The following is an 18285-nucleotide window of genomic DNA, read 5'->3' on the forward strand; positions in this document are numbered from 1 at the left end:
TGTAGTAACAATTTTTGTTGTTCCTAAGGATAAGATATGCATTCGCCCATGCCCAGGTGCAGATATTTCCCGGGGTAGTTGAACTGTAAAATAGTTAATCGGCAATAATAGTCTTGTTTCGCCCCTGATGCTTAGCTGAATATAGAGCTCTGTCTGCTCTGTGCAATAGCTCTTCTCGGGATTTCGCATGTGAAGGGAAATGGGCAATCCCTTGCGAGACTGTAACTCGCATAGCCGTCGGAACATCGCTTTTTTCCAATGTTTGGCGAATTCTTTCAGCAACAATATAAGCATCTACAGCTCTGGTGCGGGATAGCAGAATAATAAATTCCTCACCACCATAGCGGCTGCAAATATCATCTGGACGAACGGAAGCTGTAATAATACCAGCCACTTGCTTCAATACCTCATCACCGGCCAGATGACCATAGGTATCATTTACGAACTTGAATTTGTCTACATCCATAGTGATAAGGGAAAAGGGGATTTTCTCCTCAATCCATTCTTTCATCTTTTGTTCCAGCTTTCTACGGTTCATCAATCCGGTTAGAATATCCGTCATGGCCTCTTGGGTCAGTTGGTCCTTCTCACTCTGTACATCTCGCAAGGCGAGGAGGACGGCTCTGTTTAGCAGATCCGCCTCCCTGTTCCAATGAGGTTTTATTTCCGAAAGCTCGACTTTTTCCTTCCCGAGCTTATTTACCAGATCTGCAAGATATACAAAAGGCCTGGCTAATCTGCGCGCTAGAATGATAACACCAAAGAACAGACAGAAAAAGGGGATTGCCGTATACCAAAGAACCTTTTTGAGGTGACTTAGCAGCTGTTCCTGGATAATATGGGTGGGCGAGACTACGACTACTCCCCAACCATTTGTCGGAACACTGGCATAACCTGCAAGCATTGGCACTCCTTTTATGGTAAACACCTGCTGCTGTCCACTGTAGCCTCTCAGCAACCTCTGCACCACTGGGTTAGAGCTAATATCTTCACCGATCCGTGCTTTATCAGGATGAAATAGTAAATGCCCGTCAGATCCGACAATAAAATAATAAGAACCTGAATCATCAATGGCACTGTTGCCTATAATCATATTCAGAACATTATTCTCATGCAGATACAGGGTACCACCAACCACGCCCAGATAAAGTCCCTCAGGGTTGAATACAGGTTCGCTCATGAATAAAATAAGTCTTCCAGTACCTGGAACCGTAGCAGCTTTAGATAAATATGGAAGCTGCTTCTGCAGTGCTTCCTTACCTTTTTTGGAGCTGATATACTGACCTGCCATTCCTACTGATTCTGGCGCAGTGTTGAGAATTAATCCATCTGCATTGATCAATGCGATCGAATTAAAATAGTTGCTACTATTGCGCATTAATTCAAGATTATCATCAATTTCATTCGCCTGCATAGCTTCAACATCTGAAAATTCATTCGCACTGTACTTCAGACTGGCTTGCATCGAACGAAACAGAGAATCTACAGTCTGACTCATTCTACTGGCATTTGAGTAATTTAAATGTAATGTAGTTTCTATTAATGATTCCTTTTTGGATTGGTAAGATGCCACAAGAAGAATAGTTGATGTCAGCACAACTACCAGAGTCACCAATCCTGTTAGCAGCGCAGTTAAACCTAATTTTCTCTTTCGTCCAGTGCGCATCTTTTTCAGCATAGGCATTAAGCGCCCCCCTTATGTCCCTGAAGCAATAACTACATAAAATTATTGTATATGTGAGAAAATTCGACAAAAAATGAAGCAAACCTTTTTTTATTATAAACTATAAAGAGGTAGAAAGGAGTAATCCCATGTCGCATATTTCAATCGAGTTAATTGATTATATGGATTGGAATACAGAAGTTATATCAGTAGCCTCTCTATCAAGCGCCGCCTTTCATGGATGGTATTTTTTGGAATTTTATAGTATCATCAGAGATTCAACGAAAGAAGCTGACGCTGCTAGTCGAACTGTAAACCTGAACGCCACAGAGTACATATCTGGCGGAACAGACCGGTTTATGCGAATTGTGATTGGAATCAATAAATTACTATATAAGTTGAACTTAAGATTCTCATAAATTGGCTTTTATTGTAACTGCGGTGAATATTTGGACTTCCAGCCGCTGTTGTCTCCCGATTTCTTGATTTATTCCGCTCTTAGCGGATGAAATCCGGAGACAAAGGCGGTCGCTATCGCTCCTACAGTTCCAAAATTCCCCTCCGTTACTTTTGCCTTTTCTTATGTTATTTAGTTCAACTTATATAGGTATTAATGGCTGTAAGATTCGTTAAGTAAATAACATGATTCCTCCGGCTTTTGGGCATCATTCTTAAGAGAAACTTTGCCCACATTAAATCAGGAGGCTCACCCGTATGAAATGGATCCAAAAAAGTATAGTAATGACCATGACCCTCGCCATATTTTCATTGCTTGTGCTCCAGCCCTGGAATCAACCCTACGCTGCTGCAGCCGTAAAGAGCAACGGAGTGAGTGAGAAGCCCTTAACTTTCGTTCTGGTTCACGGCGCTTGGGCGGATGCCAGCTTTTGGGATGAAACAGCTACAGAGCTGCGTAAATTAGGACACACTGTTTATGCTCCGGAATATGCAGGTCACGGTGGGGATACGCAGACTAATGTCACTCATGAGCAAATCACCAAATCAGTCGTTGATTTCATCAACCAAAAGAACTTGGGTGATATTGTTCTGCTAGCCCATAGCTTTGGAGGCTCAGTCATCCAAAAGGTTGCGGAACAAGTTCCGAACCGAATTAAACGTTTGGTATTCTTGGATGCCTTCGTACCACTGGATGGTCAGAGTGTTGCGGATCAGTTCCCTGCTCCAATGCTCCAGGCATTTGAACAGCTAAGAGCAGCATCCGGAAACGATACGATTATGCTTCCCTTCTCCCTCTTCCGGAATAACTTTGTCAACACGGCTAGTCTTGCGGAAGCTCAGGCCTTATACAAAAAGGTCAAGCCTGAACCAGCAGGCCCATCGTTTCAAAAGCTGGACCTCAAAAAATTCTACAGTCTGGATATCCCGAAAAGTTATCTTTATTTAACTGAGGATACGGTTCTTCCCCAAGGGCCTTATGGCTTCCATCCGACCCAATCCAGTCATCTGGGACAATTCCGTTACATCGAGGGCACCGGAGATCATATGACGAATTTTCATACCCAGCCTAAAATGATCGCTGAAAAAATAGTGATGGCTGGCAGAGACTAAGCAAAGTTTTCAGCCTATTTATAAAGAAAAGAGCAAGCGCTGAGAAACCTTCGGCGCTTGCTCTTTCAGTTATGTGGAATCCTTTGGGATTCTCATTCCTTTTTTATCCATTAGTGTTACTATGGTAAAGATAAGAAGGAGATGAATGGAATGAGAAAATATTTGAATATCGGTCTGACAACCGCCCTGTTACTCTCACTGATCATAGGTACCGTTGGTACGGAAACAGCTGCTGCTAAGGCGACAACCTACAAGAACTGTACAGCGATGCATAAAGATTACAAAGGTGGCGTTGCCCTTTCCAGCTCTACCAAGAACACGGGCGGTAAAACCAAAAATAAACCTTACGCCTCTAAAGAGCTCTATGAAGCCAACCAAAAAAGCGACCGCGATAAAGACGGGATCGCTTGCGAGCAATAAGTCACCAACCCTTTCTACTTATAAGTGAGGTGATGTGGGCCATATGATGCCGATTATGCCATGCGTATCTTTCAAGTGCCGTGTCCAGGCTCAGCGTACCCAGACCCAAGCTGACAATGGTTCTCTTATAGTCATCTTCTTCAAGCGAACGCAGCAATGATACAAAACGCCGTTGCAGGCTCTCTAGCAGCATAAGTGAAGTCTCCATCGGCTCCTCACTATAATCACTTAACTCAGCCCATAGCTCCTCCCGGTAGGAGGGGATAATGGGCGCTTCTTCGGTTAGCCCTCTTTTAAAACGAAGATATGCGTTCATATTATTATCAGCCAGATGATGGATAACCTGCCGAACAGTCCAACCCTCTACCCGATAAGGGGTATCCAACTGTTCTGGAGTTAGGTTACACACTTTCTCTCTTAATATTTCGGCCATGGTGGATATTTCCTCTATACAATGTTCACGCTGTTTAGCAGTCAGCTGTCCCGAAGCTGCGAATCGACCGATGGGGTAACGTTGTTGTTCCATAGGTTTCTCCATTAAAAGACACTGCGCACCAATCCGCCGTCGGCTCGTAAAGCTGCACCATTGATCGCTGCGGATAACGGACTGCTGATGAACGTTACAAATTCTGCAATTTCTTCTGGGCGGATAAGCCTTTCGATGATCGAAGTTGGCCGGTTTTCCTTCATGAAACGTTTCTCTGCTTCTTCGATAGTCAGGTTACCTTCCGGATACAACGTCTGCAGCATCGTTTCAACTCCCTCCGTCAGCGTGGAACCAGGCAGCACCGTGTTTACCGTCACCCGAGTTCCACCTGTAAGCTCGGCCAGACTCCGTGATACGGATAGCAGCATAGTCTTTGTGGCACTATAATGAGCCATTTCCTGGGAAGGCATTACGGCTGCTTCGCTGCCAATAAAAACAACCCTGCCTTCATTCCGCTCAATCATACTCTGCAGATAATGACGTGTCAGACGAATACCACTCATCACATTCACCTCGAAAAATCTAAACCATTCTGCATCAGGGATCTCAAAAAACTCCGCAGGCTGAAAAATGCCCATATTATTGATCAATATATCAACCACGGGATATTGCTTAATCATGTCAGCACAGCCCTGTTCATTCCCTAAATCAGCAGCAGCGGGCAGAACTTTAGCCCCGGCATACCGGCTTTTCAGCTCATCCACAACTGTATTTACTTTATCTTCATCGCGACCATTAATCAGCACAGTCACACCTTCGCGTATTAATGACTCCGCAATCGCTTTGCCTATTCCGTTGGTTGAGCCTGTCACTAGCGCGGTTTTGCCTGCCATGTGTAATTCCATAGTATTGACACCATCCTTATCAAGTGATTTGTTCCTAGAACAATTAATCGAACTCATTCAAGTAATAATATAGCATTAAGGGAATCCTTGGTAAAATGAGAGCGCTGAATCGTTTAGCAGTAATTTATACAATCTTATGAATGAGGTGATGCTTTGAAAAAAATTATTGTAGGCTAAATTTGCGGCTTGGTTATGGCTTGCTCGTCTATGATTGAGGTTGGGCAGATCTATAAAATAGGTGAAGATGGTATTATAATCCCAATGCTGCAGAGTTAACGGCAACGTATCTTTCCATGAGCAAGCACATCAACAAGTTCAGAACCACATTCAAACTGATTAATTAACCTCAGAGGCAAATGATAAATAGACAAAAAAAGACCGGGCAACTTCTCCGGTCTCTCTAAATTTTGTTTTGTGATAAGCTGCTTTAAATTACTTAATTACCCGGTTAACCGATGCTGCCATAATATCGCCATACGCCCAATAGGAAGTAGGGACATCGCTCCACACAACTGCTTGATCAGCAGCCGTTGGTCGTTTCAGCAGCTTGTTGATCAGCGTAACAGTTTCGGCGCGGCTAATCGGCTGATTGGGATGGAATGTGCCATCTGTGTAACCCGTAAACAACTCTTGCGACACAGCTGCAGTAATCGCCGCCTGAGCCCAGTGACCTTGTACATCGCTAAATGTCTGTACTGTTGCTGAATTACTGCTAGGAGTCCATGCATACACATTAAACAGTAATTGTGCCATTTCTGCACGGGTAACTTCTTGTTCAGGCTGGAACAAGTGATTTCCGGTGCCTTGTAACCATCCCTGCTGTGCGGCGTTCTTAATGTCTGCTGCTGCCCAGTAACCGGATGAAATATCCTTAAATGTTGTGTTGCCCGCAACCTTCTGGCTGGTAGTCATCGTCCGGCTCAGAATAGCCGCAATTTCAGCACGGGTAACCCCTTTCTTCGGTTGAAAACTGCCATCTGGATAACCTTTCATATAAGCTTTATATTCGCCTGCAGGTGTTATTTTGAAATTATATTCTACGATCGTCTGACCGACATGGATATTACCCTCGCGGATATAACTATCTGTACCAAATTGCGCTGTGGCAGTATCTTTTCGACTATCAAAAGCTACATATCCGGCTTTTTCACCCAAAATGTAATAATCGCCTTCGGGATAGACCATCCAACCGAAACGACCACCATCCGTGCTGGTTTGTGGATCATGGTTTTTGTTGGGTGCGAAATCAGGCAATTCTGGCAAAACAATTAGTTGGTCCGGTGTACGTCCCTTGGAACGGTTCAATACCGTATCTGACCAATGTAATGTTACATTAACACCATCTACCGGTTTGCCCGTGACCGAGTCCGTGATGATCCCATAAGGATCGATCAATTCTGCACTGATTGTAGCATTACCGCTGGCATCTACCGTTAATGTCGCCAATTGACCGGCTAGACGCTCCCCATTTGGCGCAATAACATTCAACGCCAGTGTATACGTACCCGCTGGTACATTTGGCAATAAAAAGCTTCCATCTGGTTTTATCGTGATTTCACCCACATTAATCGCTATTCCACTTGTTGTATACAACTTGCCGACAGTAGTCAACGTTGAACCGATAAGCTGGGTAACCGGAGTGTTGGCTGTTCCCCCATTGCTAGTATTTGTGACTATCACTTTAACTGTTTTGGCCGGAGTAGGCGGATTAGTAACTACCACATCTGGAATGACAACGACGGATGTGGTGAAGTGCATCAAGTCTCCATATACAATCCCTACAGGTGTAACCGCGTAGGCACGTACATAATAGGTTGTTCCTGGCTGCAATCCAGTCAGACTCACCGTAAAGGGTTCACTGCCTTCAGCAGATGCTTCCAACCGGAAGGTTTCTCCTGACAGATCAGCTTGTGTCCCATATTCAATTCCACGTACAGTTACCGTACCTAGGGCAGTGCCCCCCACTGCGGCTGATGTCGTTGTTATATTCGTTGCATTTGCTGTCTGCACAGAAACAGGATCGAATGAACGGAAATTCAGCACAGTCAATTTCCCATTTTGGGCATTATCAACAATGGCAACATGTGGAACAGAGTTGATAACCTGAATCTTTAATTCAGAAGCACTCCCAGCTGTAAATGCAGCTGCACCAACCTTCTGCCAAGTGTTGTCCTTCAGCTTTTTAACGGTTACTTTTCCGGCATTGGTGGTGTCTGTAAAAGCAATATATGGTACGTTATTTCCGTCAAATGTCAGTGCCAGTAATTGTACCGGACTTTCACTGATTCCACCCAGACCATAAGAGTTCCAGCCCTCATAAGAATCAATTGCTTTGACCTGAACTCCAGTGAAATCCTGATAGGCTACATACGCTTGACGATTATGATCCGTTACTTGTGATAATAACTCAATGGCCGTTCCAGACTGAGTCTGGATGACCCATTGATCTGGATAAGTCAGGTAAGCCGTGTTCAACTCGCCTGCTTGAATATAGCTGACTGTGTAAAGACTATTATAACTTTCTGATAGGGTAATGGACTGAACGGCTCCGCCAGAGAATCCAGCTATACCTGCATATTCCCAGACTCCGTTCGTGTAACGAATAACCGAAGCAGAACCAGCCTGCGCAGCATCAGGGAAAGCAACAATAGGTACACCATAAGCAAAACCGAGTGAAAGAGTACCTGATGCAGTCACTGCAGCCTGGGTCGGGTTCAGATTCTTCCATCCTTTGCCGTCCAGGGTCGAGACCACAATATTGTTGCTGTCCTGTTCGGTATAGGCGATATACAATGCCCCATCCTCGTCGGAATGAAACGCCATTGAAGCCGTAGCGACCGGATGATCCGAGAGTCCCGGACTGCCTGCATATACCCATGAGGTCCCATCAAATTTCATTACCGATAATCGATCACCGTTGTTACCATCTGCAAAAGCCACAAAAGGCGTACCTGTGGCATCATAAGCAAAGGAAAGTCCATGCGCTGCAGCGGTGAATCCGGCTGGGCCGACAAGCTGCCAAGCATAAGCGCTAATCTTTACCTTTACCTGGGCTGTCAGAGCATTCGGATTATAGTAACCGCAATCTCCTCCCCCGCCCATAGTTGAAAAATCATCTGTCGTTTTTCGGGCAAAATCTTGTTGGAAGCAGCCTGGTGTACCTATAAATGTATACGTGCCTGCTTCACCTGTGAAAGTTGGCGTGCCCTCGTCCCAGGTAACTGGAGGTGAGGCTTCTTGGCCATTGCTGAATGTCATCGTTAGTTCATTGGGCAACAGCCCTAATACTTCTGCCAGACTTGTTCCAAGTGGTGCCGTTATAGTCTGCACAGCCGGAATGCTAGTTAGATTTGGATAATCCACGAATATCGTCACCCGTGGCGTTAGATAGGTGTTGGGAGCGTATTCAACAGAACCGTCACTCGGCAATGTTAATGTGCCCTCAATGATTCTGTAGCCTCCGGATTCTTTGAATGTCCATCCATTACTACCACCCTGATCATAATTGCTCAGGTCCCACTCTACCGGAAAATTCCCTTTTGTATTATCATCAAAGGTCACTTCCATCGTTGCGGGCAGCACCAGATCTGCCTTATCTGTAAGATTAGGTACATTAATCTGATCCGGTATTGTTAAATCTATGATGTGTTGAATAACCTGACCCGGTAGCGTGGTAAAACTCCCAATATTGCCACAAGCTAACACTGCCCCCATACTGACGCAAGCTTGATAATCATACTGGGTATTGGGTTGAAGTGTAGAAAGCACAGTACTGAAGTTAGGATAAACATATTGAGCTGCTATACCCGTTGCATTGAGTGGGTGTTCAGTAACTCCATCGATATGAGTCCAATAAAAGAAGCCAGGATTACCAGTCTGATAAGTAGCATTTGTTACTGTGCCATATAATTTGACTGTCGTTTCCGTAATCTCCGTCGTCGGATTCGTCGTTACTCCCGGTCCTGGCGGAATTGCATGCACCGGCTGAACTCCAATATTCAAACCAGCTGAAAACAATAATACAGTGATGAGCAAAAAACTCAAACCCTTTTGAATAGTCTTTCTCATGTATGAATCATCCTCCAATTTTCTAATGACTAGATCCAACGTGTTGCTCACTGTGGGAGGTGATATAAGAAAAGATAAGTTTCCCCTTTCCGCCGATACATCAGCGAGGCTATATAAATCTCTTATTAACGATTAGCAGTACGTCCATATACTAACGGCTAGCCAAATGGATATTATTAGCATTATTTCTAAAAATAAAAATTTTGGACTAACAAAAAGAAACGGCTGGCTACCCTTTTATGGATAGCGCAGCCGTTTCTAGGAGAAATATAAACTACTCTACGACATTTGATTAAAGCGAGCGACAACGAACACTGCTGGTGAATTCCAGTAGATTGTAACCTCATTTGTAGAATAGCTTAGCTCGTGATCGGCGAAGCACTGTGCGGCAGGCTTCCCCTGCAGATGCTCCACCACATAATCATCATGAAGTCCACGATCAGGACCCCCTGACACTAGTCCGGGCACCGGATCAGTCACAGCATCACCTACCGACGGGCGATGATGCGGGTGCATCACCGAATGATCTCCAAACCCAGTAACATAGCTGATATCCAGCACATTACGTCCCATTAAATAGTGCAGGTGATCCTGTGCACAAACTGCAAACCTGGAATCTCCACTACAATGTTCAGCAGCCAGCAGCAGCATGGCATTATTCATCACTAGCATATTGCTGCCCCAGATATAGTCCTCCTCCTTCAAGGAGATAAGGTAACCGTCTTCAAGGCTCACTTGGGATAAACGTTCAGCCTCCGTAAGAAGACCTTCTTTCAGGGAGGAGTAGAGAACACTGTCTGCATGCTGTTCGCCATTTAGCAGATAGGCAAGCGTACCATAACCACCCATATCCGCCCAGCCGAGACTAAATTTCGGAAATGAGCGCAGGGCCAGTTCCTGAAACGCCTGATGATACTTTTCTTCGCCCGTAGTCCGATATAACTCGGCAGCGGCCCAATAGTGTTCATCGTCGTCTACTTCATCACCGTATTCGCCAGTAGTGATTTCTGGCGGATTGGTAAAGCCCGGCTCTGCTGGATGCTGCATGAGCCACTCCCAGGCCGCAAGCGCAGCTTTCAGACATTTAGCCGCGTAAGCTGCGTCCAATGGTGCATAAATCCGCGCTGACAGGGCCATTACACCGGCAAAGTCTCCTGTAGCCGCAGCAGACACCGGTGAGAAATACAGATCCGAAGTATCCTCCTCGGGCATAACATCCAGCCCCGGGAAACTCAGCGTTGTCAGCTTATGATATATACCACCTGTATCCGAATCCTGCATTTTAAACAGCCAATCTAGCTCGACCTTGCATTCCAGCAGTATATCCGGTACAATTCCATCACTTTCCGGAAGCGTAAAAGCGTTTGCAAAAGCGGATGGATACAGCTCATAGGCTAGTAATAGATCAGCAACTGCTTTGGCTCCAGGACCGGCATATTTTCCATAATCACCTGCGTCATGCCAGCCTCCACTGCTATCCAGTCTCAGCTCGGGTTGTCCGTAAACAATGCCTTCGGCAGTGTGGCACGCCTTGTGCTTCCACGGTCCGGCGTAGTCTTCAGTCAATTCCACACCACAACGGTAATAATAAAAAGCTTTTAATAAACCCTTCTGCAGCTCATTATATGGCATATCTGTGATGGCAAAGGAAGCCGAAACCGCACCATCATTTTGTTCAATCCGGTAGTGTCCGGCTGCTCTAACCTCAGAGAAATCTCCGGTATGTACAGTGACCCCACTGGCCTTATCCAGTTTGGCTACCCCCGTCTTACCTGTAAATACCACTGTGCCACTATTCTTCTCAATCACCTGGAAATCATGCTCAGCACTCGTAAATACAGCGATCTTCTCTCCACTCACCGGGTAGCCCATTTGATTCACAGTAATCTTACGGAACTCATGCTCGCTCATCTGCAATCTCCTTAAGGATCAATTTAATTTAACTGTCTACTCTGCTAATAGCTTAATAAAGTTAGCCGGGAGTGTAAACTGCTGATTGTTAATTATAATCCGCCGGAGCTCATCGTCTGTATCCTCCTCATCCTGAGCGTCCTTAATTTCTTTGATCTCACGATGTAGGCGCTCCATTTGTAGATCAAGCGCATAAGCCGAATCCGCCGCATGCTTCAATTCACGTGTCATACTTTCGGGTACCGACTGCTGATATTTATAAAAGATCTTATGCTCCAGACTTGCCCAGAAGTCCATGGCAATCGTTCGAATCTGCACTTCTACACAGACCAACTCCTGACAATCTGACATAAAGACCGGCACCTCCACCAGCAAGTGCAGACTCTGATAGCCATTTGGTTTCGGGTTCTTGATGTAATCCTTCACTGCAAGAATCTTCAGATCGTCCTGTTTCTGGAGCATTTCACTAACTTGGTATATATCTGAGATAAAGGAGCATGTGATCCGCAGACCCGCAATATCTTTTATACTATCTTTGACAGCAGTCAAAGAGAATTCATGATTTTTACGCAACATTTTGTTCATAATGCTCTCTAGAGACTTAATCCGTGATTTTGTATGCTCAATGGGGCTGTAGTCATGCAGCGACTGAAATTCCTGCTTCAATATTTCAATTTTAGTCTCCATCTCATCCAAAGCGAATTTATAAATCAGCATAAAGCGGGTAATATCATATTTCATTTTTTTGAATTTTTCGATTTGATTACTTTCAGTACTCATGGGTCCAGTCTCCTCTTTTGCTCTCCTAAGCTCTATTAAGCATAGACAATCTACTGACAGAATTCAAATTCATGCGCTATCCGGCATCATAAAAAGGCTATCACCGATGATCTATATAGACCATAGGTGATAGCCTTTCCTTTGAATCCTGGTAAATGCTTAAATAAATACCTCTTCAACAGATAAATTGCGTTCCTTAGACAAATCCCTGAACTTCTCATCTACCTTAACCAGTGGTTTGAACATATCCAACGGATTATTCATAATAATTGTCCCCAACTCGCCATTGCTGAGCTGCACATTCTTACCCACAAAGTTAGGCAGTAAGTGTGCAGTAAGTGCTTGAACTGCATTTCCGTTCAGCTTACCAAAACCCAGTTCATGTACTTTACGGAGTACAGCAACAAGACCTTGCTTAGGTTGATTGGCTCTTGCCGTTGTCATGCCCATATATACATTAGCGACCGCTACAATCTGAGTGTAGGGATGGATGTCACTTTTGTGGAGCATCTTAGGATATCCAGTGCCATCCTCGAACTCATGATGCTGTAGTGCAACCAATGCTGATGTTTCGTCACTCATCGATTTACGGATGATATCATAGCCGTAACTAGTGTGACGTTTCATTTCTTCCTCTTCATCAGCAGTTAAAGAACCCAACTTATTTAAGAGGGCTGGTGAGATCTGGCTTTTGCCGATATCATGTAAGTAACCTGCTCTGCTAATCTCAAACCGTTCTTCCTTGGAGTGACCCAACCAGGTTGCGATGTAATAAGATAAGAGCCCGACCTGCAGGGAGTGGTTATAGGTATCAATATCATCCCGCTCAAACAAGAGCAAAAGAGAGACAACATCTTTGTGCTCATCCAGACTTACAAGCATCGATTGCAAGGAATCATCAACAATAGACTGTGTGAAGCTGCCTTTAGTCAGTGCTTCTAGAAAAATGGACTCATAGTTCTCAATCGCATAGTCAAAAGTATCTTTTAAATCCTGACTTAGCTTTGTATTCTCATCCATTAGCGGCATACTTCGTGGCTCGATATCGACATATTCAATTTTATGACGGATTAGAATGGTGATTTCTTCGGCTTGGACAACAGTCTTCTTGGGGAGCACATGCAGGCCAACACTATTGAAAGTGTCTGTTGTAAGGCAATCGCCGTGTTTGAGATCTGTAACATGAACTTTCAAGAATTAGCACCCCTTTATATGTATAGGAATATTTTCCTTATGCGTTTATTAATCATAGTGAATACCCGCCAAAGTAACAATATGGTTAAAGTCACGTTAACTTACCCGACTAGTTCAAATGAATCGCTACTTTAGCCCCCCTAAGCGGATTATACGCTACATCCATTTCACGAATTTTTTATAAATGATTCTGATTCCATTTGCTTCGGCCCAGATATTCAGTTGCTCCATCGCCGTGTCCTTATCCTCAACAAATCGGAAACAGAGATAATCTGGAACAATTCTTTTGCCCTTGGGCTTAATCCCGATCATTGGAATAAAATAACCATCAACCAGGATAGAATCTATATCTTTAGCTGCGATCCACTTCTTATGGATCAATAGATTATCCGTACCCCACTTTATTTCAGTTGCTTCTTGGAGTACTCTATATATAATAAATAGCAGCACCATAGAGCAGGCAGTTAGCCAAAAGACAAGAAAGAAATGAGCGATTTCATGACTATGATTATGATCATTATTCAACATAATTAATTGTTGTATTTCTAATGAGAGAATTACAATCATCGAAATGATCTGTTGTATGGACAACGGATTTTTTATTCTTGAGTGGGCAGATTCATTTAGCATAATAATGTCCTTTCATAATAGGTAGTAGCAGGAACACTATATTATTGAGGAAACCAGAGGGGGATTATCAAATGTACGAACATATTGTTGCTTTTAAATTTAATACGAATTATCAACCACAGAAGGAGCGTCTGCTGGTAGAAACTCTTTTGGCTCTTAAGGACCAAGTGCCAGGCATTGTCGAGCTTACCGCAGGTGTAAACACCACAGAAGAAACGGATAATATACATGGGTATACGCTAGGGCTCCGTGTGACCTTTGAAGATCAAGAAGCCCTGCGCTTATACGGACCCCATCCGGCGCACCAGGCTTTTGTAAAGCTGCTAGAGGGGATTATTGAGAATGTCGTTGTTATTGACTATCCTATCCAGAAATAATTGCCACTAAAAGGGATTGCTGAATTCCAGGACCACTTTTCCAATCAGCTTATCCTTATCTACAAAAGGTGTATCCCATAGATGAGCATCGTAGCTGATGTTCCGGTTATCACCAAGAAAAAAGTAGTGATCTGCCGGTACAGTGATAGGTCCGAAGGTATAGTTCATTTTTTCCTGAAGGTACGGCTCGTCGATGACTTGGTCATTTCTGTATAGGCTTCCGTCTTTAATCTCTATGGTGTCGCCGGGTAGTCCAATCAGTCTCTTCACATATCTCTTATCCTCATCACCGGCTACTGGCGGATTAAATACGACTATATCTCCATGTTCAAGCGTAGTCATCCATAACATCTTTTCTACAATTAACCGGTCGTTAATCTGGATTGTTGGAATCATGGAGCCTGTAGGCACTTTCATGGCTTCGGCGACATAGGTTCTAACAAACAGGGAAATGACCACCGCGATTACAATACTTGGGACCCACTGCTTTGCATATTTTAACATTTGGGCTTACCTCACATTTCTATAAAATGGCTTCCAACTTCATGACTTCAGTTCTCAAAGTGCTCAATAATCCGGTTCATCTCCCCATCCACGTCCATTGCTGCATCCTTCGGAATATGTATGACGAGAAACCCGCCAAATATCTGCTCCCATTTGCCTTGTATTTCCGCTATACGCTGCTTAAAAACCGCTATTTCTGTAGAGTTGACCGTCTCTTTGCTAAGCAGCCAGGCATATCTGTCTAAATTTGATTTCTCTACCGTCTCGACATAGTAATAGATACCCTGCTCTTCTTTAACTCTGATAATATCACCCAAGGTCACACCTGGATTAAATATAGGAGTTTCCTCCACTCTATATGTGTCCTTTTCCAACAATGTAACATCCAGAACCTCAATCTCACGACCGAGTTCGTTGAAGCATATATGCAATCCTATAGGTTCAGGCATCGGCACACCTCAATTCATCACATAAAATTTAGCAAACCGGCAACTCCAAGCTTTAGGCAAGTCCTTTGGCGATCAAACGCTCCAACCATTTCCAGGGCAATAATGTTTTGCCTAGGATCAATAGACGAGAACCCTTACCTATTGGATAACGTAGCCGTGGCGCTCTCAACCTAGTAATTCGACCAATCAGATCAGCTACCTGCTGGGGATCTGGCGCAGCCTCGGCAGTTTTTCGGGAATATTCCAGCACTGCAGCCAGATGCGCCTTATAAGGAGATTCCTCGCTAGTACGAATATGGTCGATTCCCTTGCCCCAAATGGGTGTGCGGTATGAACCAGGCTCAACTAATACTACCTTTATCCCAAAAGGCGACAGCTCGTGACGCAGGCTTTCGCTAAAGCCTTCAACCGCAAATTTGGAAGCCGCATAAGGTGCAAAACCCGGAAAGCCTGATAACCCACTCACACTGCCCACATTAATAATAATGCCACTTCCCTGCTGGCGCATCTCAGGCATAACCGCCTTGGTCACCGCCACCAACCCAAAGAAGTTTGTATCGAACTGCTGGCGCCAATCCTCCATGGATACTTCTTCCACGAAACCACCAACGGCAAAGCCCGCATTATTAACCAAAACGTCGATTCTCCCAAAAGTGTCGTGGATTGCAGCTACTGCTGCCTCGATCGAATCACCTACGGTCACATCCAAGGTCATCAGATGAATTCGATCAAGAACTCCGGCCTCTGCGGCCTGCCGCTCCAGCTCACCTTTACGGCTTAAATCACGCATAGTGGCGACAACAATAAAACCTTTTCCTGCCAGTGTAACCGCAGTCAGAAGACCAAACCCGCTGGATGCTCCGGTAATCAGGACAATAGGGTCCTGTTCAGTAGATTGGTGTGAATCCATATTTGTCACTTCCTCTGCTCCTAATTTGAAAGTAGACGATACTAGCATTCTACTAGATTTCTGCTCATAAGAACATTCCATCCTTTTAAAATGCAAACTAATGTTCTATTTAGGATTGACTATCCATTAATTTCAAGCTATAGTAAATGCAATTACACATGCTTTTGCGGGCGAAGCACCTCGCAAGACAGGCATTTATGCCTATCTTGGAGGTGCTTTTTTGTGTGTATATTACTTATTTCAGATAGGAGCTGAGGCAAATGATTAACTATGTACGGAAGTACGGAAGTACCAAGACCATTCACAAAGCGAGCTATTGGCGAGGGTTTGTAGAAATCGTTATTTTGTTCATACTCCTCACCACTAATGTCTCACAAGTTCATGCAGCCTCTGATTGGGATAACGCACTCGATGACATTAATGCTATTCATGGCGAGTATACGACTCTGCAGGGGATCATCAAGGCGGATAGCCTGAAGATCCAGAAGCTCCGCAAAGAGAACAACGACAACCTAAAAGCAGTAAATGCGCAACTTCTCACCGTTGATCAAGCTCTGTTAAGCCGCTTGAAGACCGAATCTGAGGCGGTCCGCAAGAAGCATGCCCCACTGCTGGAGCAGTATTCAGCACTTAGCAAGCAGTATACTGCCGCCAAGAAAGCAGGCGACGCTAAGGCCGCGACGCTGTATGATCTGAAGCGCAATAAGCTGAAATCCGCTGTAACCACTGCCCGGACTGAGGTGAAGGCAAAGGTGGATGCACTGGCCGCTGCCCGGAAGGAATACGCCGCTAAGACGAAACCTGCCAAGGATGCTTTAGCACCAGTTGCAACCATTAAGAAGCAGATTGTAGCCGAGAACAAGAATCTCTCCGCTGCTCAGAAATCCCGTTCGGAAGCAGATGCTCGTTATAAAGCAGCTGTTAAGCAAGGAAATGCGATCACGGCAGCTGCAGAGCTGAAGTTATCTTACTCGCAAATGAACAAGATTCATACGATGCAGCAGACTCTTTATAGCTGGGAGCAGACCATTGCCATTGCCCTCCGTACGGCAGTATCCAAGCTGCCGAAGTAGGAGTTCGCATTATTTTCGTAAGGACTTTAGATAAGCTTCACCAACATAATAATTAAATGGGCTGCCGGAACAAATACTAGCTGACCGAGAAGTGTGCCGAGAAATCGGGAGCCCATTAATAACATGTAAATTTTCCCCAGCTGATCACGGTACGCCACATTCTCGGTAGCCTTATGGGTGATGATGCCTAACTGTGGATCGATGAATATGGTTAGCAATATCGTTGCTATGCCGTTAATCATCCCTGAGGCTTGAGATGCGGTTGTGCTCAAATGGGGTACTAAATGAGCTGCGTATAGTGAGGATAATACACCAACCGTGTAGAATGCCGTAACAAATATATTCATGACAAGGAATCGTTTAGGTATCCCCAAGTATCTGATATTATAAAGTCTCATTTTCGGTTTGCGTATGTATTTCCTGGTGTTTTTCAGCTGGCTTATAGTAACGCTTGTAAGCAGTTTAGGTATAGAGCCTTCTACCTCCAACTTAGAAATGACTCTTTCGAATAAGCCCACAAAGGTAGGAAAAAGAGCAATCGCTATTAAGGTACCTAAAGAAGAAGCTAGTAGAATAATCCTAAAATAGTTGAGCAGCGGAAAGCCCTGATCTACCTTAGCGTAATCGACGAATTTTGCTGTAAGTGGAGCTTGGATCATATTTGCGGTTCTGGATACCAACACGATAATGCCAGTTAGAGACAATGCGATCGCAATCTTATTCAGCTTCACTCCGGCATAGCGAACGGAATAAGATAAGGTCTCAGCGGTATGAATAATCATCGTAAGCAGGCACACTACTATTAAACTATTCGTCATCAATTCTATCATCTCCAATGAATTGTTGTGCAGGATCAGTTAAATATACATTTTATATCCCATAAAATCCATAATTAGTTATATGTTCTTCTACACAAATAAGCAGATACCTTAGCCATGGCGTCTGCTTATGCTCTAAATTATATAGAATAAACCAGCAGATCAGGGATACCTCTTCCCCATCTGCCGGTTTACATTCCAACGCCAGAAACACAAATCCAGAATATAGGACACACCAATACCCACCGTATACCTGAGAAGATCTACCCACAAGAAGCCTTTTCCCAGAATCAATCCTCCCAAGAAAGTGGATCGTAAGTTATTTATCCAATCCTCTTGATAAAGCTGACTAAATTCAATAGCAAAGCTGAATATCAAGCTTAGGACGAGGGAGTGCAGCTTCTTTTGCTCAGTGAACAGTACTCGAAACCCGAAATAAACCATGCTTCCCCATAACGCGTCTCCAAAGTTTCTGGACACAAACAAAGGTAGCTGGTCAGCGAAAGCTCTCGAACCAATCCCTAACACAATCACAATAAGAAAGATGCAGATATAAACTATAGATCTCAAATGTCTCATTCGTGTTT

The 18285-nt window shown here is 44.3% G+C and carries 17 protein-coding genes; 4 read left to right on the top strand and 13 right to left on the bottom strand.

Annotation, left to right across the window (positions count from 1 at the left end; all coding sequences use genetic code 11):
* Positions 1 to 94: 94 nt before the first annotated feature.
* Entirely contained in the window at positions 95 to 1684 is a 1590-nt protein-coding gene (locus GJB61_RS06560; RefSeq protein WP_154117662.1) for a sensor domain-containing diguanylate cyclase, read from the bottom strand.
* Positions 1685 to 2377: 693 nt separating this feature from the next.
* On the opposite strand from GJB61_RS06560, the gene GJB61_RS06565 reads away from it, so the two are divergent.
* Positions 2378 to 3232 carry an alpha/beta fold hydrolase gene (locus GJB61_RS06565; protein ID WP_154117663.1) on the top strand — a complete coding sequence of 285 codons (855 nt, stop codon included), beginning with the start codon at positions 2378 to 2380 and terminating at the stop codon, positions 3230 to 3232.
* 150 nt (positions 3233 to 3382) lie between these two features.
* Positions 3383 to 3652, top strand: coding sequence for an excalibur calcium-binding domain-containing protein (locus tag GJB61_RS06570; RefSeq protein ID WP_154117664.1), 270 nt, complete (start codon positions 3383 to 3385; stop codon positions 3650 to 3652).
* Position 3653: 1 nt separating this feature from the next.
* Here GJB61_RS06570 and GJB61_RS06575 read toward each other — a convergent pair whose 3' ends face one another.
* The 7 genes from GJB61_RS06575 to GJB61_RS06605 form a co-directional block, all read right to left on the bottom strand.
* Positions 3654 to 4178 carry a YfiT family bacillithiol transferase gene (locus GJB61_RS06575; RefSeq protein ID WP_154117665.1) on the bottom strand — a complete coding sequence of 175 codons (525 nt, stop codon included), beginning with the start codon at positions 4176 to 4178 and terminating at the stop codon, positions 3654 to 3656.
* Between the two features lie 11 nt (positions 4179 to 4189).
* A complete protein-coding gene (locus GJB61_RS06580) occupies positions 4190 to 4984 on the bottom strand; it encodes an SDR family NAD(P)-dependent oxidoreductase (RefSeq protein ID WP_154117666.1) in 795 nt (264 codons plus the stop codon).
* A 432-nt stretch (positions 4985 to 5416) separates the two neighbouring features.
* Positions 5417 to 9052, bottom strand: a complete 3636-nt coding sequence (locus GJB61_RS06585) for an S-layer homology domain-containing protein (protein ID WP_154117667.1) — start codon at positions 9050 to 9052, stop codon at positions 5417 to 5419.
* A 279-nt stretch (positions 9053 to 9331) separates the two neighbouring features.
* On the bottom strand, positions 9332 to 10963 hold the full coding sequence (locus GJB61_RS06590; RefSeq protein WP_154117668.1) for a glycoside hydrolase family 9 protein: 1632 nt from the start codon (positions 10961 to 10963) through the stop codon (positions 9332 to 9334).
* A 36-nt stretch (positions 10964 to 10999) separates the two neighbouring features.
* Positions 11000 to 11743 (bottom strand): GTP pyrophosphokinase, encoded by a 744-nt coding sequence (locus GJB61_RS06595; protein WP_154117669.1) that lies wholly within the window; start codon positions 11741 to 11743, stop codon positions 11000 to 11002.
* Between the two features lie 159 nt (positions 11744 to 11902).
* Positions 11903 to 12937 carry an HD-GYP domain-containing protein gene (locus tag GJB61_RS06600; RefSeq protein ID WP_154117670.1) on the bottom strand — a complete coding sequence of 345 codons (1035 nt, stop codon included), beginning with the start codon at positions 12935 to 12937 and terminating at the stop codon, positions 11903 to 11905.
* A 156-nt stretch (positions 12938 to 13093) separates the two neighbouring features.
* Positions 13094 to 13465: a hypothetical protein gene (locus GJB61_RS06605; RefSeq protein ID WP_229521507.1), complete on the bottom strand. Its 372-nt coding sequence runs from the start codon at positions 13463 to 13465 to the stop codon at positions 13094 to 13096.
* Positions 13466 to 13638: 173 nt separating this feature from the next.
* Between GJB61_RS06605 and GJB61_RS06610 the strand changes: the two genes are divergently transcribed.
* Positions 13639 to 13944: a Dabb family protein gene (locus GJB61_RS06610; protein ID WP_154117672.1), complete on the top strand. Its 306-nt coding sequence runs from the start codon at positions 13639 to 13641 to the stop codon at positions 13942 to 13944.
* Positions 13945 to 13950: 6 nt separating this feature from the next.
* Here the strand turns inward: GJB61_RS06610 and lepB are convergent, their stop codons facing one another.
* The 3 genes from lepB to GJB61_RS06625 are packed head-to-tail and all read right to left on the bottom strand — an operon-like array spanning position 13951 to position 15807.
* Complete coding sequence (gene lepB, locus GJB61_RS06615) at positions 13951 to 14448, bottom strand: signal peptidase I (RefSeq protein ID WP_154117673.1); 498 nt, start codon at positions 14446 to 14448, stop codon at positions 13951 to 13953.
* A gap of 47 nt (positions 14449 to 14495) precedes the next feature.
* Positions 14496 to 14897, bottom strand: a complete 402-nt coding sequence (locus tag GJB61_RS06620) for a DUF4265 domain-containing protein (RefSeq protein ID WP_154117674.1) — start codon at positions 14895 to 14897, stop codon at positions 14496 to 14498.
* A 52-nt stretch (positions 14898 to 14949) separates the two neighbouring features.
* Positions 14950 to 15807 carry an SDR family oxidoreductase gene (locus GJB61_RS06625; RefSeq protein WP_154117675.1) on the bottom strand — a complete coding sequence of 286 codons (858 nt, stop codon included), beginning with the start codon at positions 15805 to 15807 and terminating at the stop codon, positions 14950 to 14952.
* 260 nt (positions 15808 to 16067) lie between these two features.
* Here GJB61_RS06625 and GJB61_RS06630 point away from each other — a divergent pair, with 260 nt between their 5' ends.
* On the top strand, positions 16068 to 16880 hold the full coding sequence (locus GJB61_RS06630) for a hypothetical protein (protein ID WP_154117676.1): 813 nt from the start codon (positions 16068 to 16070) through the stop codon (positions 16878 to 16880).
* A gap of 26 nt (positions 16881 to 16906) precedes the next feature.
* Here the strand turns inward: GJB61_RS06630 and GJB61_RS06635 are convergent, their stop codons facing one another.
* Together GJB61_RS06635 and GJB61_RS06640 are read right to left on the bottom strand one after the other, a co-directional pair.
* On the bottom strand, positions 16907 to 17698 hold the full coding sequence (locus tag GJB61_RS06635; protein ID WP_154118149.1) for a lipid II flippase Amj family protein: 792 nt from the start codon (positions 17696 to 17698) through the stop codon (positions 16907 to 16909).
* Between the two features lie 162 nt (positions 17699 to 17860).
* Entirely contained in the window at positions 17861 to 18277 is a 417-nt protein-coding gene (locus GJB61_RS06640; RefSeq protein ID WP_154117677.1) for a ribosomal maturation YjgA family protein, read from the bottom strand.
* Between the last annotated feature and the right edge of the window lie 8 nt (positions 18278 to 18285).

The organism is Paenibacillus monticola, from assembly GCF_009664975.1.
In the GTDB taxonomy this organism is placed as follows: domain Bacteria; phylum Bacillota; class Bacilli; order Paenibacillales; family Paenibacillaceae; genus Paenibacillus_AQ; species Paenibacillus_AQ monticola.